Source organism: Streptomyces sp. NPDC059582 (assembly GCF_042735715.1).
Lineage (GTDB): Bacteria > Actinomycetota > Actinomycetes > Streptomycetales > Streptomycetaceae > Streptomyces.
In genome coordinates, this window is sequence record NZ_JBHWCC010000026.1 from 73058 (window position 1) to 99771 (window position 26714).

A 26714-nucleotide genomic window follows, 5' to 3' on the forward strand; every position below is an offset into this window, starting at 1 on the left:
CCTGGTCAGACGCCAGGTGGACACTGACCCCCTGCTCGGTGTAGCGCTCACACCGGTCGCTCCGGTCGCTCCGGTCGCTCCGGTCGCTCCGGTCGCTCCGGACGACACGGACGACACGGACGACACGGAGGAGACGGTCTGGTACCGCGCACTCAAGGGTGCCATCGACGAACTCGTTGACCTGCTTGCCTGCCGTGACCACGAGGCGAGCAGGCACAGCACCATGCCGATCACCTGCTCAACCCAGCCGTGCTGCCGCGTCGGTCGAGCGGATTCTTCGCCGGTTGTGCGATCACTGATCGGTCCACGCCACGGGGAGGGTTCCTTCGCGTGCGTACAGGACGCGGGTGACGTGCTGATCGTCCGGCACGGCGAAGATGACGTGCCACTGTGCGGCACGCTCCGGCATGCAGCTCTTCCTCGTCCACCGGATACAAGCGTTTGGGGAGTCCCGGTTGCGATTCGTCGAAGGGCGTGGCGATCGAACCGTCACTCGCGCCGCGGAATTGAGGAACTACCGGTAGTGGTCGGTGGTTCCGGTCGGCCTGCTGGCGGAGTTGCCACGACCGGTCCCGGAGCCGATGACCGTTCGGGCGGCCGCATCCTGCTGGCGCAGGAGTGCCGTACGGTCCCTGAGCACGTCTGGGTGCTGGGTCAGCCACCGGCGCTCGCACACGGCGAGCCGGGTGTAGGCGACGGTCAGGTAGTCGTCCGCCTCCTTGCATCGTAGGTCGGTCAGCCGGCCACTGTCCGCGTCCTTCCCGGGCTGCGGGTGGGCCGCCAACTCGGACGGGGACGCGACGTCGAAACCCGCGCGGTGCATGCAGGCAATCCAGCGGGCGTTCGCGGCGCGGAACAGGCGGTCACGCGTGACCATCTCGAACGCGTCCTCTTGTCCTTCCTGCAGCAGGATCTGCAGTTGCATCCACCGCACCCGCTCGTTGCCCAGCATGCGCTGCTCGGCTTCGGCAAGACAGCCTTCGGCCGGGGCGCTCACAGAGAGCCGCTCGCCGTGAGCGGTGACCTGTTTGTCGGGGTCGCCGAGAAGGGCCCGGCCGTAGGCCGCGCTCCGGCCCGTCGAGGGTTCGGATCCGTCGCGGGTACGGGCACGGTGAGGTGCGAGTGACTCCTGCCCGAAGAGGGTCGGCCACTCCACGTCGGCCTCCGTGCCCGGCGCGGCAGGCCGGTAGCTGAACCCGTGCCTAGTCATGCATGCCGCGGTCAGTCGCTGTTCGGCCAGGGTGATGCGTGCGCCTGCCGGATCCCAGGAGTGGACGACCGCGTTGATGGGTGGTAGCCGGTGCAGCGCGTCGAGCGAGACCGGGCGCGGCTGCGGGCTGATGCCCGGGTCGCTGCTCCATGCGCTGAAGGCAACCACACTGCCAACGGCCAGTCCCATCACCAGCAGGAGCCCAGCGGTCCGGAGGCCGCGTCGCTGCGACGCTTCGCGGCCCCCGAACCGATCACGTCGCATGCGGATCAGAAGCAATGGATCGTTGTGGTGGGACGCAGCCTCAGTGAGCTGGCCTCGTCCATCTGACCGACGTGGTTGCCGTATACGTTGTCGGTGCTGAGCTGGCTGCGGTACACGGTGTGCCCGGGGTTCACGCAGAAGACCAGGCCGCCGCCGTTGTTGATGTCGTAGTAGTAGTGGCTCTCGAATCCACCGGTGCTGGAGTTGCTGGCGGCCTCGATGTTGTCGTTCACCACCGCGCCGTTGGGGAAGTAGTCGTCGGTGAAGTTGGTGTCACTGTCGAAGAACGAGAACCTGTCGGCGCCGACGTCGTAGTAGTAGACACAATGGTTGCCGTTGGCACAGTCGGCACCTGCCGACGCCGGCTGGGCGAGGAGCGTGCTGCCGCTGATAAGAGCAGCCGAGAGCACGCCCACAACAATGCGCTTGCGTCTGTTCACGAGCATTCCCCTCGCTGGCGGCTGGCCGGGCTCCCCATCGTTCCTCCGGCCCCCGGCAGTTCGTGTACGGCCGCGATTGAGGCCGTTCCCCTCGACGTGACAGCGTGGCCGTCCACTGGACGTAGCGCCATCTCAGTTCTGGCCAACGTCCTGGGACCCATCCAAGCCACATCGGGCGAGTCAGCGACCGGTGACCGCACCGGGTGAGCTGGTCGACACCATGAGCTGCAGCCCCGGCCTGTGCCCCTACCTCGCCCGCCAGGTGAAACCGGGAACCGGATCGGCATGTGCCGTGACGGGATCACCGGAAGTATTCGTAATTGCTCACCTGCGACAGAGCAGTCAAGTCACTGCGGGCGACCTTGGCGAAGATGCAGTACCCCGAGCCTGCCCAGACCACGAAAAGCCTGGTCATCGGGGCGGGGGGCTGGCCGCCCGACCGGTGTCCTGGCGAGAGGGATCCCGGCCGGGCAACGGCCAGAGCGGTTTCAAGCGCATGCTTCAAGGTTCGTTGTCCTGCGGATCCAGCCGGCCGGACGCGGCATCCGCGCAGCCAGCGACGGTCCGGAGCTGCCCGAACGCTGGCTGCCGGCCGAATGGCCTGCCGGCGAACCCGAACCCGTGCAGTTCTGGCTCTCCAGCCTGCCCTCCGGCATGCCGCCGGCCACGCTGGTCCGCCTCGCCAAGCTGCGCTGCCGCATCGAGCACGACAACCGCGAGATGAAACAGGCCCTGGAACTGGCCCACTTGAGGTCCGCACCTGGAACGGCTGGCACCACCACGTCACCCTCGTCTCCGCCGCCCACGCCTTCTGCTTCTGCACCCTGCAACGACTGGCACGAGACCCAAAAGACGCGGTGCAGGTCTGAGCCTCTACCAGGCCGTCCGGGAACTGCAGACACTCCGCGCCCCCTGGACCGGCCGCCTGCCCAACCCGCCACCAAGACGTACCCACCCCCATACGGGCCTGACCAAGCCCTACCAGATGTGCGAGTTGCGCAGCGACCGCCACACAGGGCCGGTCAGCGCCCGCGTCGCCCGCGGGTCCGGCAGATGCTGGTGCTCGCGGTACAGGGCCCAGTCGTATCGCACCAGCGAGAGCTTGTCGGAGGAAAATCGGTGTCGCCGGCAGCGCTGTTGAACCTGTCGCGCATGTCATCCAGCTCGTGGCGCGCCGTGTCCGGGTCTGCCGACGGACACCGGGCGATGGCGAAGCGGTGGTACGCCGCCGTCCTCATCTGCGTGAGAACAGCGTCCCAGGTCGCACCGTCCCGCTTGTTTCAGGAGACGTCACGTCTTCGGGGCGGCAAGCGCGGCTCGCACGCACCGTCGGTAGGTGCCGATCTTGTCGGGCTCCCAGCAGTCTTGTGCCTTCGCGCACCAGGTGTCCGTCAAACGCCCTTCAGGACACGATCAAGTGCCGACCGGCCTGCGGGTCCCCAGTTCGGCTTGCCGCCGGGAAGGCCCCGATCTCCGTTCTGCCCCATGAGCATCAGGAAGAGGCTCTTCATGGCGGCCAGCCCGCGGGCGCGCCGGATCGCCGCCTCGTCCGCATGCGCGTACATGTCGAAGAACCGTGAGGCCGTGCCCGCGGGTAGCAGCACCCATGCGGCGGCGAGGTCCCACGCCGGATCGCCGGCGAACAGGGCACCGAAGTCGACGATGCCCGAGAGCGTTCCGTCCGAGACGACGACGTTCGCGGGATGGAGGTCGCCGTGCACCCACACCGGCGGGCCCTCTCACTCGGGCGCCGCGACAGCGTCGTCCCAGACGGCCCGGACATCGTCGGCGAGGTCGTCGGGGACGACGGCGTGGAAGAAGTGGTCGAAGCCGTCCATGCACTTCTTGGGGTGAGCGCCGAAGTCCGAGCTGATCGGCGCCTCGGCGGGCGCCTCCACATGGAGCGCCCGGAGGAAGCCCGCCAGCGTGTCGGCCGCGTGGGTGCCGCGGCTGATCGAGGCGTGGTCCAGCGGCTCGCCGGGAACCCACGTCATCACGGTCCAGTGCTTGGGGAAGCGCTCGGACGGTTCGCCGAACCGCACCGGGGTCGGCACCGGGAGCGGCAGGCGCGGGGCCAGCACGGGTAGCCACCGCCGCTCCTTGAGCTGGAGTTCCGGGGTGGGGTCCATGCGCTGCATGCGCACGGCCAACTCGTCCCCGAGGCGCCACATTTGGTTGCCCCAGCCGCCCGCCACCTCACGGATGGCCAGCCCTGCGAGGTCAGGATGTTGTTCCTGCAGCAGGTCGCGCACCAGGTCTGCGGTGATCTCGATCTCGGTGTCGGTCATGCGACGCCACAGTACCGAGGCGGCGGGCGGAGTTGCTCTCGCTCTTCGGAACATCGCGCCGTGATTCTTCTGGCATCACCAATTCGCTTCAGAGAGCTGCAGACCAGGGGCTGTGGGACGGAACGGCGGGACGCGTCCCGGGCCGGTTCGTTCGTCGGTGTCGTGACGTGTGGTGGGTCAGTTCAGCAGGGCTGCTGTGAACGTGTCGTGGTGTGCGGCGAGCCAGGCTTGCATCCTGTCCCAGCGTTGCCATTCACCTAGTTCGGTCAGTGTCTGGAGGTAGACGGGGTCACCGTCGGCCACGCGGGCGGCGACGAAGGCCCGGCAGGTCTTGGTGGCCTGTTCGATGAGGCTTCCCACAGATTTGAGGGCGGTTTCCGACAGCGCCCAGGGCGGGAACGGAGGCAGTGCGACGTCGCCGGGGATGAAGGTCAGCCGCTCATGGCCGTCCGCGGTCAGGCCGGCTGGGGTCGGGGCCGCGTCGAAGCCGTGCTTCTTCAGGGCGCGAAGGTAGGCGTGGAGGGCATAGGCGTTGCGCGGCGCCGGGCGTTGCACCATTGCACCCCTGCGGAAGACCGCGCCTGCGTTGGCCATGCCGCCCGCCAGCGCCTCGCCGTCCGCCGCCGCACCCTCAGCCGTCATGCCGGCACGCTATCGCCAGTTGCCGTGCTGGCCGCCGCCGCGGGCAGGGCGCGTTGTACGACGTCCTGGATCGTGGCCGCCTCGGCGCCGGGCGGTCGCGGCAGACTCTGGCCGCGTCGCCCCAGCCCAAGGCCGCCGACGGCCGGCTTGTCCTGGCGGTGGACGTGAGTAGCCGGCTGCGGCCGGGCGCGCCGAGGAGTGATCGAAGCGGCCAACGCCGAGAGGCTTTAGGGGCACTGACTTCGACGAGCGGTTGTGGGATCAGGAGAGCGGTCCCGGCTGTGCCGTGGTGACGTCATGGGTAGGGTCCTGCGGATGGACATCACAGGCCTGACGTCTTTGGAACGTCGTATCTGGCGGGCGTTCCCGCGTGGTGTGACGGTCGACGTTCGCCCAGACGGGCGTGAGGACCCTGCGACGGTTCAGGACGCGGAACGGATGGTGCGGGCTGAGGTCATCCGGGCCCTCGTGCTGGGGGGTTCGTCCGAATCCGGTGAGGCGCCCGCTCTGCGTATCGCCGGGGCCGTGATCACCGGCGTCCTCGACCTGCGGCACGCAGAGATACGCCATCCGGTCCGTGTGGCCTCGTGCCGCTTCCAGCACTGCCTGGAGCTGGACGGGGCGCAGACCCGCCAGCTCGACATCAGCGGGTCCTGCCTTCCCGCCCTGGCGGCCACGTCCCTGCGTGTCGAGGGTGCGCTGCGGCTCACGGACTGCCGGGTAGCGGGGAGCGTGCGGCTGAGCAACGCCGGGATCTCCGGCGGGATCTTCCTGGACGGCGCACGTCTCGGGTCGGGGGACGGGTGGGCGCTCCAGCTCGATCATGCCTCGGTGGGCGCTGATGTATGGGCGCCCGGCCTCGTGGCGCTGGGCGGGATCCGGCTGGGCACGGCCCATGTCGAGGGGGCTGTCAATCTGGAGGACGCCCAGGTGCAAAGCACGAACGGTGATGCGCTCGACGCGGCGCGGCTCACCGTCGGCACCGTCCTCAACGGCGGTGGCCTCACGGCCGAGGGCCGGGTCAGGCTTACGGGCGCCAAGGTCGCAGGCTGGGTCTCCTTCATCGAGGCCAGGCTGAGCAATCCGGGCGGCGTCGCCCTGGGTATCAGCAGCTGTGAGGCCGTACAGCTGACGCTGCGGGGTGCTCACCCCGTCCGCGGCGACGTCAGAATGCACTACGCCGCCTTCAAAGTCATCGAGGCGGAGCCGCAGGTCTGGCCGGCCACGGTACGTCTGGAGGGACTGATGTACGAGGCGCTTGCTCCACGCCTTCCCGCCGCTGACCGGCTTGCTTTGCTGCAGCGCGATGCAGACGGTTTCGTCCCTCACAGCTATGAACAGCTCGCGGCCTCCTACCGCCGCGTCGGTGATGACGCCGAAGCCCGCACCGTCCAACTCGCGAAGCAGCGCCGGCGCCGGGCCGCAATGCCCTGGTACGCCAGGCTGTGGGGTCATCTCCAGGATGCCGCTGTGGGCTACGGCTTCCGTCCCGCGCGTGCCGGCGGCTGGCTCCTGGCCCTGCTCCTTGTGGGCTGGGTTGCGTTTGGAACGCATCCTCCGCCCCCGGTCGAGCACGGCAAAGGCCCAGGTTTCAATGCTCCCGTCTACACGCTGGATCTCCTGCTGCCGGTCGTCGACTTCGGTCAGCAGAGTGCCTTCGCGCCCGCCGGCTTCTATCAGTGGCTGTCCTACCTGCTGATCGCCGTCGGCTGGGTACTCGCCACTACCATCGCCGCCGGGATCACACGAACCCTCAGCCGCCCATAGCGGGTTCACGCCCCTGCCGGCAGGTGTTCGGGGTGCGGCTCGGGGACGGGTCGGTGAAGACCGGCATGCCGGGCTCGACCCGCCGGGGCGGCTGCCGGTCAGGGCTGGTGGAGACTGGTGAGCTTGGCCGTGGCGGCGTGGGGCTGACCTGGAGTGTTTCGCGGGGGTGCCCGCAAGGTGCCCGGTGACACCTTGCGGGATCGGCGGTGTTGGGCGCTGCTCGTGACACGGCGTGCGGCAGACGGTGCGGCGCTCCCCGTTCAGACCGGTGTGCCGTTCAGCTGTGTCGCATCCAGATGTTGGGTTCCTGGTATACGCCTTCATCGGCGGCCCGGTCGATCCTGAGCAGGCTCAGGCCGCCTGGGATGACGTAATCACCCGACGCGGGGAGGGCCATGTCGGTCCAGTGCTCCCACTCGGCCACGGTGCCGGTCATCGTCTGCGAGGCGGGGGCCGCCGACAGGATCTGGGCGCCGAGGCGCTGGTGGGTTCTGATCCAGGGGTCGAGCGCCGTTCCGTCCTCCCGCTGCCACGTCATGAACGTCTCGATCGGTGTCAACGGGTACTGGGCCTTCATCGTCGGGCGGACCGGGGCGATGACCTGCGGCCAGCCGCGGTCGTGCGCGGTGTGGCGCAGCGCCTTGAGGGTTTCGCCCGCCAGCCCGTGTCCCTTGAGTGCCGGGGTGACGATTGCCCCGCAGATCACCAGAGTGTTGGGCTCTGTTCCCTGCTCGCGGCCCTCGACCGCACGGACCAGGGCTTGCGTGTACCCGGTGGGAAGTGTCTCGGGCAGGCCGTCCCAGTGGATCGGCACCCCCCAACCTGATGCGACCGGCACCTCGTGCTCGTCGATCAGAGTGAGGTTCAGGTCGGCGAACCACTCGCCGACCCTGCCTATGTAGTCCTTCACCAGCCTGTCAGCCGTGATGAACTGCGGAAAGCCCTCGCTGAAGAGCTCCTTCATCTGCTCATCAGGCCACGTACGTGCATCAGTTCGCTCGATCTTCAACGCCATGCTTGTTCCTAGCACACAGGCACCACCGGCCGCTGCCGCCCGCCCGGCCCCGCACCCTGCGCCGGCCGGCCCGCCCCTCTGACCCCTCCTGGCCTTGTGACGCGCTGAGGGCTCCGAGTTCGTGGCTTTGTGGCGTTCGGGTGCCGGGTGCCGGGTGCCGGGTGCCGGGTGCGGTGGCTCAGGGTGCGTCGGTCAGGGCCTGTGTGTCCGCCTCGGGTGTGGTGGGTTCCTTGGATGTGGTGGGCGCGGCGGGGGTGGGGGTGGTTTTGCGGGTGAGGTGGATACCGAAGGCTGTGGTGGCCAGGCCGAGGGCGGCGGCGGTGTACCAGAGGGTGCGGAAGTCGTGGTGGGAGGTGGCGCTGATGTGGGGGCCGGTGATGGCGACGAGGACGGCGACGCCGAGGGCGGCGGAGATCTGGCGGACGGAGTTGACCAGGGCTGCTCCGGTGGCGGCGCGGTGGGCGGGGACGGCGTGGACGCCGGCGGCGACCAGGGTGCCCAGGGCGAGGCCGGTGCCTGCTCCGGTGAGGAGCTGGCTGGGCAGCAGTCCGTGGGTGTAGTCGGGGGTGGTGGTCGCGGTGTGGGCGAGCCAGGCCATGCCGGCGGCGAAGAGCAGGCCGCCGGCGGCGACGAGCGGGCCGTGGCCGTGGCGTTGGGCGGCGCGGGTGGTCAGGAGGGTGACGACGGGGACGAGGGCGGGGCCGGGGGCCAGGGCGAGGCCGGTGTGCAGGGCGCTCCAGTGCCAGACGTCCTGGCACCACAGCACGTTGGACAGCAGCATGATCGCGAAGGCGGTGCCGAAGACGAGGCTGCCGGCGCCTGCGGCGCCGAAGCGGGGCAGGCGCAGCAGGTCGAGTTCGAACAGCGGGCGGGGGTGGTGCAGGGACCGGTACACGAATGCGCCGCCGCCGGCCACGGCGACGGCCAGCAGCAGGAGTGTGGGAGTGCTGGTCCAGCCCCAGCCGGGCGCCTGGACGAGGGCTGCGGTGAGGGTGGCGGTGGACAGGACGGCGAGCAGGGCGCCGGCAGGGTCGGGCAGGGGTCCGTTTTCGCGGGCGGCCGGCCGGGGCAGGGCGGTGCGGCCGACGATGAGTGCGGCGAGGCCGATGGGCAGGTTGACGGCGAAGATCCATCGCCAGTCGGCCTGGGTCAGCAGGCCGCCGGCGACGGGTCCGGCGGCCGCGGCGAGTCCGCCGACCGCGGCCCAGTTGCGGGTGGCCTGGGTGCGGCGCTCGGCGGGTACGGCGGCCAGCAGCAGGGCCAGGGAGGTGGGGATCTGGGCGGCTGCTCCGGCGGCCTGCACCACCCGGGCGGCGATGAGCAGCGGCAGGTTCGGGGCCAGGGCGCAGGCCAGTGAGGCGAGGGTGAAGACGGCGATCCCGGTGAGGAAGACGGGCCGCTGGCCGATGCGGTCGCCGGCCCGTCCGGCCGCGACCAGCAGTGCGGCGAAGGTGATGGCGTAGGCGTTGAGGACCCAGGACAGGGCGCCCAGGCCGGTGCCGTCGCCGCCGGGGGAGAAGGTTCTGCCCATGGCGGGCAGTGCGACGTTGACGATCAGCAGGTCCAGGTTGGTCATGAAGACGGCGACCAGGACGACTGCGGCAGCCGTCCCAGGGTGCTTTGAAAATCGAAGCAGCGACATGCTGCAAGCCAAGCACAGGGTGATTTGGAAATCAAACCCTCCCGGGTGATACTGGGGGCTGTGACCACACGTATCGACCCCCTGGACCTGGCCGGACGGCCCTGCTCGCTCGCCGCCGCCCTGCAGATCGTCGGTGACCGGTGGGCGCTGCCGGCGATCCGTGAGGTCATGCTCGGCAACCACCGCTTCCGCCAGATCGCCAGGAACACCGGTGCTCCCACGGACCGTCTGGCGGCGCGGCTGAAGGCGCTGGTGGAAAGCGGTGTCCTGGAGCGGCGCCCGCTGCCGGACGACGCCCGCTACAGCGGCTACTACCTGACGGAGGCGGGGCGCGATCTGGGGGCCATCACCCGCGAGCTCATCGGCTGGGGCGACCGCTGGGCGGTCACCGCGCCGCCCGGCCTGATCCGTCACCACGATCACGAGCTGGTCGCCCGCACGCTCTGCGAGACCTGCGGCGAGCAGGTCCACGGCGAGGACGTCCACCGGGACGACCTGGTCCCCGGCTGGGACCGCTCCGGCCCGGTCGACGACACCCCGTAGGGCAGGCGGCGGCCACCGCTCACCGGCCGAGGACACCGCGACGACGCCGCCGCCGGCCTCCGGCTTCGGCCGGGGTGGCCGGGGCGGGCTGCTTCCGGCCGGGCACGACGTGCACGGGCATGCCGGGGGCGAGGAGTCCTGCCGCCGGAGCCCTCCCGTGCGCATGACGCCGGACGGGGCCCGCAGGCCGTGGCTGTCCGGCACCGTCCCGGGCGCCGCGAGGCTGTGGACCACGGCGCTGGCGACCACGATGCTGCGGACCGCCCTGGGGGCCGTGGCGCGCGGGACGTGCCCGCGGGTGGGGCCGGTACTGCGCCGGGGCGCCGCCCTGCGGCGTCGCCCGCGGGGTGTGTGGGGTGTCTTCGCGGAGCCGGCGCCGTTCGCCGGCGGGGCGCGTGCGGCCGGCGGGAATCGGCACACGGCTATCACCCGGCAGTACGGCGGACGGGGGCCGTGACATGCGTGGGGCGCCAACAGTGCGCGGGGGGAAACGGGCCGCCCGGTCGCGTCCCTCGGCGTCGTGGGAGTCGCGGGCGGCGACCTCCTGCTGCAGGCAGGCCGCGAGATAATCCTCGTGGCTCCAGCCCTCGTCGCGGGCCCGCTCTGCCAGCCGTGCCGCGGCGTTCCGCAGGGCCGGGGCCTTCAACGCCTTGGCCAGATAGATCAGTTCGGAATCGACGTCGCGACTGGTCCAGGCCTGGTTCGTGCCGTTCTTGGTGCTCATCAGCCGCCCCTTCACCCGTGCTCAGCCCGCCGTCGATCACGCCGAAGATCCGGCCGTAGATCTCCGGTGACCGCTCCTCGACCTCCGTCGCATCCGTGGGTGCCGGTTTCGTATCGGCCGCCTTCTTGCGGGCTGCCGCGGCCGTGGCAGCGGCAGCGTGGTCGGGGTCGGTGATGGTCTGGTGGCGGGCCCAGCTACGGGCATGGCGGGCGACCTCGAAGCCGTCACAGGTCACGAGAATCGAAGTCGATCGAGCCGTTCTCGGGTTGACCGAGGTGCAGTTCGCCAGGCTGGTGGATTTGGTGCGGCGTCGTGGCGGTGACGTCCAGCGTGGTCGGCCCTGGCGGTTACCGCTGGACGGCCGGGTGTTGTTGGTGGTGACTTACTGGCGCACGAATCTCACGTTGCGACAGGTTGCGCCGCTGTGCGGTGTCCCGAAGTCCGCGGCGGACCGCATCCTCGATCACCTGGCACCGCTGCTGGCCATCTCGTCGGCTCGTCGGCCGCGCGAGGACACCGTCTACATCGTCGACGGCACCCTGGTGCCCACCCTGGACCGGAGCATCGCCGCTTCGAGCAAGAACTACCGGTACTCGACCAACCTGCAGGTCGTCATCGACGCCAACAGCCGCCTGGTCGTGGCGATGCGAGGACTACGACGGAGGGCCAGGGTCCCCGGGATTCAACTCTGCCCCGACGACACCGACAGCCACACACTTGATCGACCCGTGACATCTGAGCGATCCCCTGGTGAAAGATGCGCGGATCCGCCGTCGGCCAGGCGGATGCCCCCAGATCACCTCGTCGCCCAGGGCGAAGACATCGGTGAGGAGTGCGAGGAGTTCGGGTTTTCTCGTCGGCGACGCGTCGTGACTGCGGCCCACGGCCGCTCTCGCCACTGCGACGCAGTGGCGATGGGCCTTTCCTGCGTCGAGGCAGGCTCAGGTCGCGACCGTGTGGCGCCTCCGCGGGGTGTGCGGGTGCCTCCCGACGGACGACCTCGCCGTCGATTCCCTACTCAGCGATCACTCGCGATTACCATTTGGCGGCCACGTCGTCGTGGGGCGCCGGGCGGCCAATCACTCAGAGCCACACCCGGCTTCCCTGGGCAGGTGAACCATCCGAGGGGCACCGCGTTCCGCAGAACGACGCAGGAAAGTTTTCAGAGTGGCTACCGATCGGGTATTTCTGCGACGGCAGCTCGATATTGCAGGAGCAGCGACCGCCCTGCCGACGTCCTCGTCTCCTCACCGCGACGTCAGCCGCCGAAGATGCTGCGCGGCCGCGCTGAGGAGCTCAGCGACTGCGCTTTCTGACCTGTACCGACACGCATCAGGCATGTCCGCTTCAATTCGCACGGCAATTCGCATGATGCAGCGCCTTCCAAGCTGCGAAACAGAGACGAATCGGCGTGGTCACATAAGTCGCCAAAGGTATATTGCGCTACTTTTGGTGAATGAATGACTGGTCATGGGCCGGCTGAGCGACAACGTGCTCTGCCGAGTCGCCATGGCCGCCTCAGGGAGCCCCACATGCTGAAGGGTTACACCGTCCCGCTGTCCCCCAAGGGCGTAGCCAACATCGCCCCCACACCGCCTTGGCACTACGCCGGTGACATCGTCGGAGTTGAATTCTGGACCGATCCCGCCGCTGCGGAGGCTACGCTGCCTGAAGGCTTGACCCCGGATCCGGACTCCTCCGGACGGGTTGTCGCCTTCTTCGTTGACTGGCAGTTCAACGGCGAGAACGACGAGTACCTCGACCCCGTCCGCAGCCAGTACCGGGAATTCTTCGTCCTGGTCGACGCCCATTACGACGGCCGGCCCGTGTCATGGTGTCCTTACATCTACGTGGACAACCACCATGCACTCGCTCGCGGTTGGGTCCAAGGGTTCCCCAAGAAGGCGGGCCGGGTGCACCAGACCCGGGTGTTCGCGTCACCGGGCAAGGCCTCGCCGAGGCTGGAGCCTGGCGCTCGCTTCGGTGCGAGCATCTCGTCGGACGAGCGAACTCTCGCCCAGGCGCGGATCACGCTCCAGGCTCCGCTGGAAGACCCGTCAGCCCTTCTGGGCCGGGACACGATCAATCTGCGACACTTCCCCACGCTGGAGGTGGGCAAATACGACAAGCCGGCAGTACACGAACTGGTTCGGATGGACTACGCGGACCAACAGGTGGCTGACGTTTGGACCGGCACGAGTGAGATCGAGCTTTTTCAGGCCCCGGGCGAGGAACTGGCAGACCTGACGCCTGTTCGCGCAGGGATGGGCTTCAGAGCTTCGATGTCGTACAACGTCACCCGAGTTCAACCGCTGGCCTGACGCCAGGTCACATCATCGTCGATCCCTGCCGCGTCTTCGGCGCTTCGCCGGCCTGTGCAGACGTCGGCGGGATCGACGTCAGCTTGAGTCACCCGGCCACAGCCTGGCCAAGTCACCCTGCCGACCCTGCGCTCATTCCGACATGGGCGTCGACGGCGTCGTCACCGACTACCCGAACCGAGTTACGCCATGGCCCTCGGCTGGGTCCAGGGCTTCCCCAAGAAGCTCGGCGCCGTCCACCGGACCCGCGCCTACTCCGTCGGCGGCCCCAGCATCCCCGCCCTCGGCCCCGGCGGACAATTCGCCGCCACCGCCTCCTCCGCCGGGACTGCGCATCGCCGAAGCCACCATCACTCTCCAGCAGCCCGTCCCCGACCTCACCACCCTCATACGTCACCGACCTCACTAACTAACCCCCAGCCCCCACCCGACGACCCGGGGCATGCCCCTCGCCTCAAGGGTCATGCCCCCAGACCGCACACTTCAGGAGCGGACGTGCCCATCTACACCTGCACCACTGCCCAGGGGACGCTGGAAGTCGCAACGAAGGGGGAACTGGCCGGAGAGATCACCCGGATCCACTCGGAGATCAATCATGTGCCGCCCGCCTACGTCAACGTGGTCTTTGCCGAACAGCCCCAGGACAGCGTCTACGTCGGCGGGCAACCCGGAGCGCCGTTGCTCATCACTGGATGGGCCCGACGAGGCCACCCGCAGGAGGAGACCACACGCCTCGCGCTGGAGCTGTCGGCGGCCGCCGTCCGCGTCACCGGGATTCCCGAACGCCGCGTTCTGGTGGTGATCCAGGACAGCCCAGCGCGGTCCGCGGTCGAAGGCGGCCATGTCCTGCCGGACCCGGGCCACGAGAAGGAATGGATGAGCCGGCCGGACGCGTAGAGGCGCACGCTCTGGGGGGTGCGCCTTCTCGGCGCAGTGAAGTCCGGCCTCGCTGGCGGAAGCGGTCATCATGACCCGGTGGTGCCCGGCCGCAGCGGGGAACCACGGCCGAGCCCGCGTCGTTCGACGCCACGATGCACCAGGCCGTTCGGCCGGTTCCCGGTCAGGGGTACAGGCTCGGCCCGGTGATGTCTTCCTGGTTGTCGTAGGGCCATGGGTTGGCGATGCACCCGTGCAGCCCGTTGATCTGCTGCATTATCACCGGTGCCGGCATGCGCGGTCCCGGACGTCCCCGGTGTCCGCGCCCGAGGAAATGACGCACCTCATGGTTGATGATCATCGCGTGACAGTCGGCGGGCCGGCCCTCGTACTGAGGGCTGAGCAGGATCCAGCGCCTGATGTTCACCACGACGGTCTGGGCGACGTTGCAATTCAGCTCACCGTGGGTGTCCAGACCGTAGCCGGCGCACAGGGCATCCGCGGTGTCCGGGGTCGCCGCACGTACCCGAAAGTCGTACGGCGGCCCCTCCACCCTGGAATGCGACACCGCTCGTCGTCCGACCCCGTCTGTCGGCCAGTACGCGTTCGACCTCGGCGGCCACAGATGCCGCGGCGAGTCCACTGCCGTCCTCGCCCTGCACGACCTACCGCAGGGGGGCGGCCGGCGTCGGAGTTCCGGCGCCGTCCGGGGGAGGATCCAGCGGACCGGTGGAGTCGGCTGGTCAGAGGTGCTTGTTGTAGAAGGGGATCAGGGTGGCCAGCGCCTGTTCGGTTGCTTCGGGCTTCCAGTACAAGTCGTAGTGGGACTGTCCGGGCACGACGAGGATGTCCTTTTCCTGCGAGCGGGCCCGGTTGAGGAGGTCGAACCCGTCGCGGTAGGCGCCGAACTCGCCCGGGATGCCGCCCACCACGATCTGGAGGGGCTGCGTGAGGAGTTGCTCGGCCAGGTGGTAGGCGTCCCAGCCGATGGCGGATCCCATGTGGGAGAACAGGGACTTGTTCACGCCGTGGGGCTGCTGCCCCCGCTCGGTGCGGTAGTACTCGGTGGCTTCCAGTACGTCGAGCGCGGTGATGCCGAGTTCGGCGGCCTTCTCCGGCGAGTCGGGCAGGGCGACGTCGACGCGCGGCTCGGCACCCCGGGCCTCGGCGGTGCGCTGCTTCGCGACCGCGTGCAAGGCCCTGATCGTCGCGTCGGAGTCGGTGTCGGAGCTGAGGGCGCCCTCGCGCATGAGGCGGCCGAAGTTGACGGCGGTGACCGTGCCGACTGCCTTGAAGCGGCGGTCGGTCATCGCGGCGTTCACGGCGTAGCCGCCACCGCCACAGATACCGAGGACGCCGATGCGGTCCTCGGCGATGTAGTCGAGGGTGACCAGGTAGTCCGCGGCGCAGCGGAAGTCCTCCACACGCAGGCCGGGGTCCTCGATCCAGCGGGGCTCGCCGCCGCTGGCACCCTGGTAGGTGGCGTCGAAGGCGAGGACGACGTACCCCGCTTCGGCGAGCTTGGCGCCGTACACGTTGCCGGAGGTCTGCTCCTTGCAGCTGCCGATCGGGTGGGCGCTGACGATCGCCGGGTACGTCCGGTCAGGGTCGAAGCCGGGCGGGAAATAGAGATCGGCGGCGACGTCCAGGTTCTTGTTCTTGAAGGTCACGGAATCCACGGGAAACACCTCGTAGCTGGGGATGGATGATCTGTATGCGGGCGGATCAGGGGGTGAGCACGACGCGTCCCTGTAGTCCGGGCGCGGTGGTGCAGGCACAGGCGGCCTGGACCTGCGGGCGGGCGCTGCGCTCTCAGGCCGCAGCCCTGCCCTGGGCGTGCGACCTGTGCGTCGGCCCGCTGCGGTGGCCACCGCAGCGACTCGTCTTCGGTCTCGCCGGCTCCTCCATCCTCACTCCCGCTATCGGCCCCGGCCAGGCCACGGTTGTTCCTGGTCACCCGGGTTCCCCGGTACAAACTTGCCCCCCCACCGGCGGCCCTTTCGGGGCACCATGGAAGACATGAGCAGTACCAGTCGCGGCAGGAACAACGACCTCGGTGAATTCCTCAAGGCCCGCAGGGCAGAGGTCACCCCAGAACAGGCCGGCCTGCCCTTCGTCGGGCATCCCCGCCGGGTGAAAGGCCTGCGCCGCGAGGAAGTCGCCCAGCTCGCCTCACTCAGCGCCGAGTACTACACCCGCATCGAGCAAGGCCGACTCCAGGGCGCGTCCGCACCGGCACTGGCCGCCATCGCCCGCGCCCTGCACCTGGACGCCGACCAGACCAGCTACCTCTACCAACTCGCGAACAAGTCCGGCAGCGCCCGTCCCCGCAAACGCGCCCCGCAGCGTGTGGCGCCGCAAACCCAGCTCCTGCTGGACAACCTCTCCGACACCCCGGCCATGGTCCTGGGCCGTCACATGAGCGTCCTTGCCTGGAACCCGCTGGCCGCCGCCCTCTACACCGACTTCGCCGCCCTGTCGCCGGCCGAGCGGAACCTCATGCGGCTCACCTTCCTCGACCCGCGGATCCGCACCCTGTACACCGACTGGGAGGCGAGCGCCCGCCAGTGCGTGGCGTTCGTCCGCATGGAAGCTGCGCACGCCTCCACCGCCCGGGATCTCCAAGCTTTGGTCGGCGAGCTTTCACTGCGGGATGACGACTTCCGCCGCTGGTGGGGCTCCCACGACGTCGCCCACAAAACCTTCGGCACCAAGCGCTACCAGCACTCCGTCGCCGGCGACCTCACCCTGGACTGGCAGATCCTTGCCTGCCCGCACGACCCCGACCAAGCGGTCATGGCCATGACCGCACCATCCGGCACCCCCTCACATCAGGCACTGCGTTTCCTGGCCTCCTGGGCAGTCACCGTGGGAGAGCCGAACAAACGGCAACAGGAGGCCGAAGCCATCGGAGATCCGGATTGATCATCTCTCCCACAGAGACGCAGCCCGGCGCCCGTACCTCGGCGGAAGGGGGCAGCTCCACCTCGGACCTGTCCGAGTGTGCTGCTACCAGGCCGATCAGGTTCGGCCTCGGCCAGCAACAGAACCTGTCCATCCCCCGGCCCGTGAGCCCGCAGGGTTCCGGCGTCGACGAGATCGATCCGCACGCCTGCCGAGACCGTGCAGGGCCCGCCTGCTGCTCCCACAGAAGCGCCTGGTGTTTTGCCTGGTCAGCGAGTGCTCCGGGCGACAACAGGGATATGTGCAAAAGTAGTTGGATAGGCTCACATATCCGCGGCTCCCTCCTGACATTGCCCAGTCGAGGCCGAGTGCGGCGAGCGCGGCGAGTCTGTCGATGGTGAACTTGGCGCGGCGGGACCTGTTGTTGGACACGAACACCCCGAGTTTGACGTCGGTGCCGTCCTCCAGCCGCGCCAGGCCGTTCATCTGTCCGGCCTCGTACGCCCGTCGCTGTTCCGCCACCCACTGCCCGAGCGCAGTCGCCCCCTCCTTGTGCTCGTACGGCACCCGGGCATGGCCCTCGCGTTCGGTGTAGCGGCGTAGGGCGGCCCGGCCGCGGGCCCAGTCCTGGCGTTCGGTGTCGATCACGTTGAACGGCACCCACTCCGCGACCATCACCGGATCCCGCGGCGCCGCAAACCCAGCAGCAACCGGGATTCTTCCTCACCTTCCCCGGGCGCCGTACCGATGGAGACAGACGGCTGCGCGACGTCCTTCCGCGGGTTTGCGGCATCGCGAGAAGCTCGACAGCCTCTTCATAGTGAGCCCGCAGACTTTCCAATACTTTCACCAATGGCTTGTACGAGCCGGAGGTGAACATGTCTTCCGGCCGCTCACCAGGCTGAAGAAATACCGGCACGATCAACGACGCCAATTCCCCTGTCCCGGCTTCTGCCGCAGAGCACGCCCAATGGCCTGGACGATGTCGTGCGGCGCCCCCTTCGGGTCGAGCAGAGCAACACTGTCCACACTCCTGATGTCGACGCCTTCACCCCAGAACCCGGCAGTTGGACAGCACAGCCCGCTGCGCGGTGGTGCCGAACCCGGCCAGGACCTCCTGACGACGCTGGGACACATGCTCCCCACACAGCCGTCCGCCCACACCGCCCGCGGATACGCCTCGGGCTGGTCCGCGTGCTGCTTCGCCGCCACCCGCTCCGGGCCCCTCCGCGTACGCCTGCGCCTCCATCGTCCGGTGATGGAACGTGATGCACGTCTGCAGACCGTGTCCGCCATCGTGAGATACAACCGCCGCACCGCCGGAATCACACCCTGGTCATGCACGGCAGCCCACGCCTTGCCCATCGACCCCGACGTCCGGTGCGCCTCGTCAACCACCACCAGGTCCATCGGCGCGAGCCGCTGCCCGTACACACCCTCGAACGCCTCCGCGACAACCCCCAGGCTCGCCTAGGTGGCGTAGATCGTGACCGGCCCCTGCCCATGCCACCACGCCAACTGGTGCCCGACCTCATGCCACGCCTGCACCGTCTGGCTCAGCAAATCCAGCGTCGGCACCAGAACAGGAACACGCCCCCTCGGCACGAGCCGCTTCGGCGACGCAGCCGGCATGACCGTCTTTGCCGTACCGCACGAGGCATGCACCTGCCTTCGCAGACCATTCACAGGAATACCGCCCGACGGGACATCGAGACCCCGCACGATGACGGCAACCGCCTCTGTCTGATGGTCACGCAGCTTCAAGGCCGTCCCCCGTCTCTCCTTTTCGCGTAATGTGGCACGCAATGTAATTAAAGGAACCAGGCTGTGTCGGATAGGTGCATGATTTCCCCAATGGACATCAACCTGCGCCAGTTTCCGTGAAGACCGCTCTGATCTGGCGCCGCGACCGCGCCGAAAGCGACCTAGTCGCGATAGCGCGTGAGGTATTCAAGCGCCTGCCCCTCCACCGTTGATTCTTTCTCGGAGAACACCATCATAGGAAAACTCCGGTGACTGGTGTGACCGCTGCGGTCGCACCGCTCTTCCAGGTTTGATGATTCCGTCCGCCGTGGTTCCTCATTAGCGTTGTATGGCAGATGCAACGAAGCTGAGGTCCGAAAGGAAGAGACGGTGGCGGAATCCTCTATTGCCGGGCTCCTCGACGGGTTGCGAGCGATCGATCTCTCGACCGTTGTGATGGGTCCGTACGCGGCCCAGATCCCTGGTCACGTTCGTGTGGACGTGATCAAGTTCGAGTCGCCCTTCGACACCATGCGGGTGGGGGAGTCGCGATCGCTCAGCAAGACGGCACTGGACCTGAACGTCAACTGCAACAAGCGCAGCGGTGCCCTAAATCTCAAGAGCCTGGCCTACGTGGACGCCGCCGTGCGTAACTCCGGCGTGGTGTATGCCCACGGCCACAGCCTCCGCAGCGAATCCGACTGGGCCGATCACGCCACGTACGACAAGGTCGTGCCCGGCGAACGCACCACCGAGGAGGTCGTGCGGGCGGCAGTCGCCCTTTACACCGCCGTCGGCCGTGCCCCTGTCGTCGAACATCGAGAGATCCCCACGCTCGTGGGCAACCGCCTCCAGAACGCCGCTCAACGGCCAGGCCGTCTACCTCGTCCAGCAGGGCGTCATCGCCCGCGAGGACTTAGATACCGTCGTGGCCCAGTCGCTCGGCATCCGCTGGTCCACGGTCGGGCCGTTCGTCGGCGGGACCTGGGTGGTGATCCTGGTGGCTACCGCCACGTCACCGAGCACATCGGCACGCCCATGGCTCAGATGGTCCTCGGTGAGCCCTCGCAGGCCCCCGAGGACCGGGAGAGAGTCGTTTGCGCGGTGGAGGAGGCGTACGCCTCCACGCCGTATGCCGACCTCGCCGAGGGCCGCGACCGTAAGCAACTCGCCGTCCTGTCCGCCCTGGAGGACGTCCGCCCGAACCGGAACACGAAGGAGAACTGAGATGACCGTCACTCACGTCACCCCTGCCGAGCCCGTAGCCCAGCTGGAGGATCAGCTGGCCGCCGACTTCTACCAGTACGAGGCGCTGCTCTCGGACGACGAGCGCAAGATACTGCTCAAGGCCCGCACCCTTATGCGCGACGAGGTCAAGCCGCTCGTCAACGAGGCCTGGGGCAAGGCCGAGCTGCCCGAGGCGCTGATCAACAAGTTCCGCGGCAGCGACCTGAACGCCCTGGCTTACGAGGGCTACGGCGCGCACCAGCCGGCCGTCAGCCACCTGCTCGACGGCATGATCTCCATGGAGATGTGCCGCACCGACGCTTCGGTCTCGACCTTCTTCGGTGTTCACAACGGGCTCGGGTTCTACTCCATCCATTACGGCGGCAGCCAGGAGCAGCGGGACAGGTTCCTGCCCGCCATGGCCACGATGGAGAAGATCGGCGCGTTCGCCCTGACCGAGCCGCTGGGCGGTTCCGACGTCTCAGGCGGCATGCGCACCACCGCCAGGCGCGAGGGCGACACCTGGGTCCTCAACGGCGCCAAGAAGTGGATCGGCAACGCCACCTTCGCCGACTATGTCGTGGTCTACGCGCGGGACGTCGAGGACAACAAGGTCAAGGGCTTCGTCGTCGAGAAGGGCACCCCCGGCTTCAAGCCCGAGAAGATCGAGGGCAAGATCTCGCTGCGGATCGTACAGAACGCCGAGATCACGCTGACCGACGTCCATGTGCCGGAGGCGAACCGGCTCCAGAACATCAACGGCTTCCGGGACGTCGCCGAGCTTCTGCGCGTCACCCGCAGCGGAGTCGCCTGGATGGCGCTGGGCGTCATGATCGGCGCCTACGAGCTCGCGCTCGACTACGCCAAGGAGCGCATAGCCTTCGGTCGTCCGATCGCCGGGTTCCAGCTGGTGCAGGACCTCCTCGTCAAGAGCCTGGGCAACATCACCGCCTCCTGGGGCATGCTGATCCAACTCGCCCAGCTGCAGGACCAGGGCATCTTCCGCGACGATCAATCCGCACTCGCCAAGCAGTTCGTCGCCGCCCGCACCCGCGAAACCGTCGCCTACTGCCGTGAGATCTTCGGCGGCAACGGCATCCTCCTCGACTACGACATCGCCCGGTTCTTCTCCGACGCCGAGGCTGTCTACTCCTACGAGGGCACGCACCAGATGCAGACCCTCATCGTCGGCAAGTCCATCACCGGCCACAGCGCCTTCGTGGGGTGAGAGCGGTGACCACCGAATCACCGATGGCTACCGTCGACTCGTGGCCTGGGCCCGCTCATTCGGCGCCATGTGACGTACCGGAGGGGAGTGCACCGGCTCCTACTGACCTTTTCGGGTTGCCTTCGGGTGGCGAGGTTGGGTGATCCCTGCGGTATGCCGGTGTTACGCGGTATGCGGATGGTGGGGGCCTGACTGCTGAGCGGCGGGCTGCTCGGGAAGGGACCCGGCTGGAGGCCGGGCAGATGCTCGCGCGAGGAGACAGGACCTCGGACATCGCCGGAGATCTGCGGGTCAGCGAGCGTTCGGTGGAGCGAGGGCACCGCAACTGGCGTGAAGGCGGCATGCGGGGTCTGAAGTCGAAGGGACCCGCGAAGCTGCCGAAGCTGTCGGACGAACGGTTCGCCTGCTGGAAAGGGAGCTCGCCAAAGGGCCGGCCGCGCATGGCTGGGAAGACCAGCGGTGGACGCTGGAACGCGTCCGGACGCTGATCGGCCGCCAGTTCCATATCAGTTGTTCCATCGCGGGTGTGTGGCGGCTCCTGCACCGCCACGGCTGGTCCTGGCAGAGCCCGGCCCGTCGTGCGCTGGAACGCGACGAACACGCGGTCGAGCTGTGGAAGAAGGACGTGTGGCCGCAGGTGGAAGGACCGCGGCGGCGCTCGATGCCCACTTATGAGATCCACGGCGACGAGTCTGGCCCGGTCATCGAGACGGCCGAACTGTCGGACAGGACGAGTCCGAACTACACCCCGTCCATGATCAGCACCGCTTCCGCGAGTACGAAGCTGTCCGTGGAGATCACCGATGTCCAGGAGCGATGAGGGTACGAGAACGGCAGCAACGGCGATGGCGGGTGTGAGTGCTCCCTGGCCCCGCTGCGAACGCAACGGGCGCCGAGCATTCGCGCGCACGCTGGCAGTGGCTCGCGACGGTGCCGCAGCCTGGCACGAAGGCGCTCGGAGTGGCCTCGGAGTGGACGGTTGTCGCCCCGTCCGCCAGCAGGTACATCGAGCAGCTGCACCGCGACCAGGTCCTCGGTGTTCCCCAACCACCTGGTGGCTGTACGCGGATGAGGAGTCCCGCAGGGCCCGACCAAACATCCGACCACGCACCCCCGACCACGAATCCGCGACAACCAGGTGGTCGGCTCCACTTGGTGTCACGGGAGGCGGCCATGGGCCAGCGCGGTTAGGTTCACACGGGCAGCGGTTGGCCCCAAGGGTGCGAGGACGATTGGCGATGGCTGGTCTGCGGCAGCCGAGGCTGCCGCGGGATGCGGTGGCGATCCTAGTCAGGCCGGCCATCGTGCGGTACCCGCTCCGCGGGGGATCAACTACCCATAACCGGATGCCGCGTCTATGAGGCGCAGGGACGCAGTGGTCACCTGCCGTCTGTGTTGCCTGGTGGCACGCCGGGCGGCTGGTTCGAGGATGCGCCGGCGAGTCCACCGGCGGCGTCCGCCCGTCTCGCTGACGGCGTCCACGGTTTTGAGCAGGGGCAGGTTGCCCTGTCCCAGACTGCTGCTGAACGAGTTGACGCTCTTGAACCCGAGCCGTACGGCTGCCTGCGAGGCGCCCAGGAGTTCGTCCGGGTCACCGTCGACGGAAACCACCGGCAGCGCGGGAGGAATGCGTTCGACGCTGCGCCGGCCGCTGCCCGGTGGGGTCTGCTTCCAGTCCAGGAGTGTCTGTACGCGCCACTTCGGCCGGCGGTAGGGGCGTTCTTCGGTGCCGAGTTCCTCGACGACGTCGGGGTCGGGGAAGTAGCCGGGGTGGTCGCGCCGGTAGGTGTTGACCTGCTGGGGGTTCTTGCAGCCGAGGAATCTGGAGGCCTCGCATGCCACGGCTGCCCCTCAGCTTTGTTTTCGCGGCCGCTTTCCTGGAAGGTGCAGTCATGGCACATACGCAGAACGCACCCGAAGGATCCGCCACAGCTACTGGAATCGCTCGATCCCAGGAGTCCGGCGGCGTGGAGGACTTCAGTGGGGTCCTCCAGGAGCGGGCCCGGCGCACCAGACGCCGGCTGGAACGGCTCATAGGGATCGCTGCGACGGAAGGCAACGCGCTGCTCCCGTTGCGCAATGGGGACCAGATCTTCGGCGCCATGCTGGCCGGTGTCCGTTCCGCGCGGCACACGGTCGACATGATGACGTTCGTGTACTGGAGAGGGGAGATCGCTCAGCAGTTCGCCGACGCTCTGGCGGAGCGGGCGCGCGAAGGAGTGAGAGTGAGGCTGCTGCTGGACGGTTTCGGGAGCCGACTCATCGAGAAACGCCAGTTGGAGACGATGGAGCGGGCCGGTGTGCAGGTGGCCTGGTTCCGCAAGCCACTGTATCTGTCTCCGTTGAGGCAGAATCATCGCTGCCACCGCAAGGTGCTTGTCGTCGACGAAGAGACGGCCTTCACCGGTGGCGTCGGCATCGCCGAGGAATGGTGTGGCGACGCCCGCAACCCGGACGAATGGCGCGACACCCACGTCCAGGTGCGCGGACCCGCCGTGGACGGGCTGGCCGCAGCGTTTGCCCAGAACTGGGCGGAGTGCCACGACGAACTCTTCGACGACCGCGACCGGTTCACCGCCCACATCCCACAGGGCGACGCCGTGGTGCAGGTGGTACGGGGCTCGGCCAGTTTTGGCTGGCAGGACATGCAGACCCTGTTCCGCGTGATGATCGAGACCGCGGAGGAAAGGATTCGACTGGCCACCGCCTACTTCGCGCCCGACGCGTACTTCATCGAGCTGCTGTGCGCCGCCGCGCGCCGCGGGGTCGAAGTGGAGATCCTGCTGCCGGGCCGGTACACCGACAAACGGGTCTGCCAGCTGGCGGGCCAGCGCTACTACGAGGATCTCACCGACTGCGGTGTGAAGGTCTTCCAGTACCAGCCGACCATGCTCCACACAAAGGTACTGACTGTCGACAGGACCACCGCACTCATCGGCTCGACCAACTTCAACCGCCGCTCCCTCGACCACGACGAAGAGGTCATGCTCGCCGTGCTGGACCCGACGTTCACCGCGACCCTTGACCGCCACTTCGCGGAAGACCTTGAGCACAGCGAACTCATCAGTCCCGGACGATGGAAGCGGCGGGCACCGCTCCAGCGCGTCAGGGAGGCAGCTGTCCTGCCCATACGACGCTTTCTCTGACCTCTCGGACCTGATGCGCGAGGCGGCTGGTCCTGACAGTAAGCCTGCGGGCAGGCGCGCGGACCGCTCTGCCCGGGCCGGGGTGAGGTACCGACCGCGACTGGGCGAGCTTGCCGAGGCTCGTGACAGTTCGCTCGCCCGCTTCGGGAGCAGGTGCATTCGGTGGTACCCACTGGAAGGCCTTCGCTGAAGCCGTATCTCAACTGAACGTGATCCGTTGATTTCTGCTGGTCAGGCATGGTGTAGCTCGGAATGAGAGAGGCATCCGGCGTCTTGTTTCCGCTCCGTGAGCGAGGGGTGCGGGGTGGCGTCGGTGCTGGGAATGCTGGAGGAGCGGGAGACAGCGGCCCGTGTGCGGGTGGAAGGGCTACGGGAGGAAGTCGCCCGGTTGGCTGAGGTGTTGGAGGCCGCCGAGATCGAGCTGGACCGGCGGGTGATCGCGCGGGAAGAGCTGGTCGAGGCCCTGGCGACCTCGGCTGCCGAGGGCACCGCCGGGACCGAGGCCGAGGAGAAAGCGGTGCTGTCGCTCGCGCCGGTGCCGGGCTCGACGGTGCCGCCCTGGCGGGAAGGGCTGCCGGTGACGGTTCTGACGCCGGACTATCAGCGCATTCTGGGCGTGCTGGAATAGCAGCTATCCACGGGTCACGGACCGCTTCGGGCCAAGGAGATCGCGGTGGAGCTGGGCCTTGACGCGACGCCGGCGAAGGTCGAGGGGCTGCGGTCGAAAGCCCGGCGCCTGGCGGAGCGCGGGTGTCGCCCGCCGTGTCGTGCGATTGCCTCGCGCACGTGTACGGCAACGCGGCCGACCATCCGGACCGGGTGCGCCGGTATCCGTCGGACATGACGGATGCGGAGTGGGCGACCGTCCGGCCGTTGTTGCCGGTGCCGGCCTGGTTCCAGGGGCGGGGTGGACGGCCCGAGGGCTACTGTCACCGGCAGTTGTTGGACGCGATCCGTTATCTGGTCGCGGGCGGGATCTCGTGGCGGGCGATGCCCGCGGACTTCCCCGCATGGGCCCGGGTCTACGCCTTCTTCCGCCGCTGGCGCGAGCACGGGCTGATCGCCGAGTTCCACGACCGGGCCTTCGAGATCGGTACGGGCAACAACCACTTACGTGTCGGGATGCTCCGGCAGGGCGAGCCAGTCCGACCAGGAGATCTCGCGGCCGAGGAAGCGCGGCTGCTCGAACGGCCAGTCGGCGGCGATCCACTGCGGCACCAGCTCGTCGAGGGCCTGCTCGACCTTGCTGCCCACCAGATCGTCCACCACCCACCAGGAGATCTCGCCGTCCGTGCCGGCCCTCTCCGGTGGATCGATGTAGACACAGCCGAGCAGAGCTGTCTCCGCCGCGTCGAACAGCGCGTAATTGAAGGACTGGTGTGCGGCGATCTCCTTCTCGTGCCGCAACAGGTCGGCCTGGTCGGCCTCGTAGGTCATGGTGGCCGCGGGCCAGCCCCAGGCCGGGCCGAAGATGGTCCACAGCCGCTCGCGCGAACCCATCACAGCCGGATAGTCGAGCGGAGTGTCCGCCTCCCGGATCGGCCGCAGGTGATGACCACCGCCCGGCAGCGGAACCAGGACGGGGTGGACGAAGTCATCGGGAAGCCAGCTCATGGCGCCCGACCGTAGCAGCGCGCGGCCGTCCGCTCCCCTGGATTTCCCCGTATACCGCCAGGCACTGCTCTCATGCCGGGCAGGGCCCGCGATCACCCGATCGAGACTCCCGTTCGATCGACAGACTCCATGATCGGTATGGCAACGGCTTCTTAGCCACTCCCAAGGCCAGACGATAGCCGCTGGAACAGGCCCAATCGGGGACTGACTGAGTGCCTGGCCCGAAACATGGGGCTAAGCAGAAGCTGGGCACCCTTCTTTGTGCGGATGGTCAACGGGCGGCCCCGCTGCGGGCTGCTGCACTTCGCTTTCACCCCCGACTACGGGTTCGACAGCCGCCCTGAGCACATCCGTGAGGTCGTCAATAACAGCCTGCGCTACCTCGGCGTGGACCACATCGACGTGCTCTACCAGCACCGGTTCGACCCCGCCGTCCCCGTCGAGGACGTCGTCGGCACCATGAAGGAGCTCGAGAGCTCGCACCGCCCCCTTCGGTGGTCAGGATCTTCGGCTTGGCGTCGGCGATGTCGACACCGACTTACTTCATGGCCTCCACAGCGGCCGGGTTGACCTGGCCGCCCGGGATGGAGCCGGCGGAGCGGACCTCGATCCGGTCGCCCGCGAGGTCGTTGAGGAATCCGGCGGCCATCTGCGAGCGTTCGGCGTTGTGGGCGCAGACGAACAGCACGGAGGCGAGCGGAGCAGACATCGCTTCTTCCTTCGTAAGGGGTCGTCGACTGCGACCTCGGGCCGGGACGGCGAGAGGTGGCGCCCGATCTGCGAGTCGGACAAAGCTCCGGAGGCATCCCAGTTACTTCGGTCAACGGGAAATTCGCTGCCCCATGCTGCGAGTCGACCCCGCTCAACGGTCCCGGCTGATCGAGATCATCCGCAGCTGACCGAGCACCTCACGGAGGCCAAGCTCAATGGCTGGCGCGGCGAGGAAGAAGGCCTCCGGGTCAGCCTCGAAGCCGCCCGCAACAAGCTCACGGCCATGGACCGGACCCGAAACCAGTCCACAACCTGCATCGCTGATCTCGCATTCCCGTACATCAAAAGAGGCTGACAGCACGCGGGGCGCGGCCCACCTTCCACAGCACGCCGCACCCCGCCCTCCACC

The 26714-nt window shown here is 68.3% G+C and carries 21 protein-coding genes and 10 pseudogenes; 16 read left to right on the top strand and 15 right to left on the bottom strand.

Annotation, left to right across the window (positions count from 1 at the left end; translation table 11 throughout):
• Positions 1-514 precede the first annotated feature (514 nt).
• Positions 515-1399: a hypothetical protein gene (locus tag ACFV0T_RS22490; RefSeq protein ID WP_385781853.1), complete on the bottom strand. Its 885-nt coding sequence runs from the start codon at positions 1397-1399 to the stop codon at positions 515-517.
• A gap of 80 nt (positions 1400-1479) precedes the next feature.
• Positions 1480-1884 (bottom strand): hypothetical protein, encoded by a 405-nt coding sequence (locus ACFV0T_RS22495; RefSeq protein ID WP_385781856.1) that lies wholly within the window; start codon positions 1882-1884, stop codon positions 1480-1482.
• A 401-nt stretch (positions 1885-2285) separates the two neighbouring features.
• On the opposite strand from ACFV0T_RS22495, the pseudogene ACFV0T_RS22500 reads away from it, so the two are divergent.
• Positions 2286-2783 (top strand): annotated as a pseudogene (locus ACFV0T_RS22500) (transposase); the annotation flags it as partial.
• 522 nt (positions 2784-3305) lie between these two features.
• Here ACFV0T_RS22500 and ACFV0T_RS22505 read toward each other — a convergent pair.
• Together ACFV0T_RS22505 and ACFV0T_RS22510 are read right to left on the bottom strand one after the other, a co-directional pair.
• A pseudogene (locus ACFV0T_RS22505) lies at positions 3306-4202 on the bottom strand (aminoglycoside phosphotransferase family protein).
• A gap of 177 nt (positions 4203-4379) precedes the next feature.
• Positions 4380-4844 (bottom strand): hypothetical protein, encoded by a 465-nt coding sequence (locus tag ACFV0T_RS22510; RefSeq protein ID WP_385781859.1) that lies wholly within the window; start codon positions 4842-4844, stop codon positions 4380-4382.
• 26 nt (positions 4845-4870) lie between these two features.
• Here ACFV0T_RS22510 and ACFV0T_RS22515 point away from each other — a divergent pair.
• Both ACFV0T_RS22515 and ACFV0T_RS22520 read left to right on the top strand, forming a co-directional pair.
• Positions 4871-5044: pseudogene (locus ACFV0T_RS22515) on the top strand (transposase); the annotation flags it as partial.
• 115 nt (positions 5045-5159) lie between these two features.
• The gene (locus ACFV0T_RS22520; protein ID WP_385781861.1) at positions 5160-6611 is read left to right on the top strand and encodes a membrane-associated oxidoreductase; all 1452 of its coding nucleotides are present in this window, start codon (positions 5160-5162) and stop codon (positions 6609-6611) included.
• A 277-nt stretch (positions 6612-6888) separates the two neighbouring features.
• On the opposite strand, the gene ACFV0T_RS22525 is transcribed toward ACFV0T_RS22520, so the two are convergent.
• Both ACFV0T_RS22525 and ACFV0T_RS22530 read right to left on the bottom strand, forming a co-directional pair.
• On the bottom strand, positions 6889-7626 hold the full coding sequence (locus tag ACFV0T_RS22525; RefSeq protein WP_385781863.1) for a hypothetical protein: 738 nt from the start codon (positions 7624-7626) through the stop codon (positions 6889-6891).
• Between the two features lie 178 nt (positions 7627-7804).
• Positions 7805-9268, bottom strand: a complete 1464-nt coding sequence (locus tag ACFV0T_RS22530; protein ID WP_385781866.1) for an MFS transporter — start codon at positions 9266-9268, stop codon at positions 7805-7807.
• Between the two features lie 60 nt (positions 9269-9328).
• Here ACFV0T_RS22530 and ACFV0T_RS22535 point away from each other — a divergent pair, with 60 nt between their 5' ends.
• The gene (locus ACFV0T_RS22535) at positions 9329-9811 is read left to right on the top strand and encodes a winged helix-turn-helix transcriptional regulator (protein WP_385781868.1); all 483 of its coding nucleotides are present in this window, start codon (positions 9329-9331) and stop codon (positions 9809-9811) included.
• Positions 9812-9968: 157 nt separating this feature from the next.
• Entirely contained in the window at positions 9969-10268 is a 300-nt protein-coding gene (locus tag ACFV0T_RS22540) for a hypothetical protein (RefSeq protein ID WP_385781870.1), read from the top strand.
• 412 nt (positions 10269-10680) lie between these two features.
• On the opposite strand, the pseudogene ACFV0T_RS22545 reads toward ACFV0T_RS22540, so the two are convergent.
• Positions 10681-10773: pseudogene (locus ACFV0T_RS22545) on the bottom strand (hypothetical protein); the annotation flags it as partial.
• A gap of 11 nt (positions 10774-10784) precedes the next feature.
• On the opposite strand from ACFV0T_RS22545, the pseudogene ACFV0T_RS22550 reads away from it, so the two are divergent.
• The 3 genes and pseudogenes from ACFV0T_RS22550 to ACFV0T_RS22560 all read left to right on the top strand — a co-directional run.
• Positions 10785-11182 (top strand): annotated as a pseudogene (locus ACFV0T_RS22550) (transposase family protein); the annotation flags it as partial.
• An 885-nt stretch (positions 11183-12067) separates the two neighbouring features.
• Positions 12068-12856, top strand: a complete 789-nt coding sequence (locus ACFV0T_RS22555; RefSeq protein WP_385781872.1) for an acetoacetate decarboxylase family protein — start codon at positions 12068-12070, stop codon at positions 12854-12856.
• A gap of 495 nt (positions 12857-13351) precedes the next feature.
• Positions 13352-13753 (top strand): tautomerase family protein, encoded by a 402-nt coding sequence (locus ACFV0T_RS22560; RefSeq protein ID WP_385781875.1) that lies wholly within the window; start codon positions 13352-13354, stop codon positions 13751-13753.
• A gap of 163 nt (positions 13754-13916) precedes the next feature.
• On the opposite strand, the gene ACFV0T_RS22565 is transcribed toward ACFV0T_RS22560, so the two are convergent.
• Complete coding sequence (locus ACFV0T_RS22565; RefSeq protein ID WP_385781878.1) at positions 13917-14300, bottom strand: DUF3152 domain-containing protein; 384 nt, start codon at positions 14298-14300, stop codon at positions 13917-13919.
• Between the two features lie 175 nt (positions 14301-14475).
• Positions 14476-15411, bottom strand: a complete 936-nt coding sequence (locus tag ACFV0T_RS22570) for an alpha/beta hydrolase (protein WP_385781882.1) — start codon at positions 15409-15411, stop codon at positions 14476-14478.
• Positions 15412-15751: 340 nt separating this feature from the next.
• Here ACFV0T_RS22570 and ACFV0T_RS22575 point away from each other — a divergent pair, with 340 nt between their 5' ends.
• Entirely contained in the window at positions 15752-16657 is a 906-nt protein-coding gene (locus tag ACFV0T_RS22575) for a helix-turn-helix domain-containing protein (RefSeq protein ID WP_385781884.1), read from the top strand.
• Between the two features lie 96 nt (positions 16658-16753).
• Here the strand turns inward: ACFV0T_RS22575 and ACFV0T_RS22580 are convergent, their stop codons facing one another.
• A complete protein-coding gene (locus tag ACFV0T_RS22580; RefSeq protein WP_385781887.1) occupies positions 16754-17311 on the bottom strand; it encodes a helicase associated domain-containing protein in 558 nt (185 codons plus the stop codon).
• Positions 17312-18106: 795 nt separating this feature from the next.
• Positions 18107-18400: a DEAD/DEAH box helicase family protein gene (locus ACFV0T_RS22585; protein ID WP_385781890.1), complete on the bottom strand. Its 294-nt coding sequence runs from the start codon at positions 18398-18400 to the stop codon at positions 18107-18109.
• A gap of 369 nt (positions 18401-18769) precedes the next feature.
• Here ACFV0T_RS22585 and ACFV0T_RS22590 point away from each other — a divergent pair, with 369 nt between their 5' ends.
• The 3 genes and pseudogenes from ACFV0T_RS22590 to ACFV0T_RS22600 all read left to right on the top strand — a co-directional run bounded on the left by ACFV0T_RS22590 (position 18770) and on the right by ACFV0T_RS22600 (position 21654).
• Positions 18770-19606: a CoA transferase gene (locus tag ACFV0T_RS22590; protein ID WP_385781892.1), complete on the top strand. Its 837-nt coding sequence runs from the start codon at positions 18770-18772 to the stop codon at positions 19604-19606.
• Position 19607: 1 nt separating this feature from the next.
• Positions 19608-20834, top strand: coding sequence for an acyl-CoA dehydrogenase family protein (locus ACFV0T_RS22595; RefSeq protein ID WP_385781895.1), 1227 nt, complete (start codon positions 19608-19610; stop codon positions 20832-20834).
• 227 nt (positions 20835-21061) lie between these two features.
• Positions 21062-21654, top strand: a pseudogene (locus ACFV0T_RS22600) (winged helix-turn-helix domain-containing protein).
• Between the two features lie 512 nt (positions 21655-22166).
• Here the strand turns inward: ACFV0T_RS22600 and ACFV0T_RS22605 are convergent.
• Positions 22167-22667, bottom strand: a pseudogene (locus ACFV0T_RS22605) (hypothetical protein); the annotation flags it as partial.
• Positions 22668-22726: 59 nt separating this feature from the next.
• Between ACFV0T_RS22605 and ACFV0T_RS22610 the strand changes: the two are divergent.
• The 3 genes and pseudogenes from ACFV0T_RS22610 to ACFV0T_RS22620 form a co-directional block, all read left to right on the top strand.
• Positions 22727-23980, top strand: coding sequence for a phosphatidylserine/phosphatidylglycerophosphate/cardiolipin synthase family protein (locus ACFV0T_RS22610; protein WP_385781898.1), 1254 nt, complete (start codon positions 22727-22729; stop codon positions 23978-23980).
• 304 nt (positions 23981-24284) lie between these two features.
• Positions 24285-24608, top strand: coding sequence for a hypothetical protein (locus ACFV0T_RS22615; RefSeq protein ID WP_385781901.1), 324 nt, complete (start codon positions 24285-24287; stop codon positions 24606-24608).
• Positions 24609-24820: 212 nt separating this feature from the next.
• Positions 24821-25042: pseudogene (locus ACFV0T_RS22620) on the top strand (transposase); the annotation flags it as partial.
• A 48-nt stretch (positions 25043-25090) separates the two neighbouring features.
• On the opposite strand, the gene ACFV0T_RS22625 reads toward ACFV0T_RS22620, so the two are convergent.
• Complete coding sequence (locus ACFV0T_RS22625; protein ID WP_385781904.1) at positions 25091-25594, bottom strand: N-acetyltransferase; 504 nt, start codon at positions 25592-25594, stop codon at positions 25091-25093.
• Between the two features lie 330 nt (positions 25595-25924).
• Between ACFV0T_RS22625 and ACFV0T_RS22630 the strand changes: the two are divergent.
• Positions 25925-26065, top strand: a pseudogene (locus ACFV0T_RS22630) (aldo/keto reductase); the annotation flags it as partial.
• A 4-nt stretch (positions 26066-26069) separates the two neighbouring features.
• On the opposite strand, the pseudogene ACFV0T_RS22635 reads toward ACFV0T_RS22630, so the two are convergent.
• Positions 26070-26303: pseudogene (locus tag ACFV0T_RS22635) on the bottom strand (phosphotyrosine protein phosphatase); the annotation flags it as partial.
• A 153-nt stretch (positions 26304-26456) separates the two neighbouring features.
• Positions 26457-26666, bottom strand: a complete 210-nt coding sequence (locus ACFV0T_RS22640; protein WP_385781906.1) for a hypothetical protein — start codon at positions 26664-26666, stop codon at positions 26457-26459.
• Positions 26667-26714: the final 48 nt, after the last annotated feature.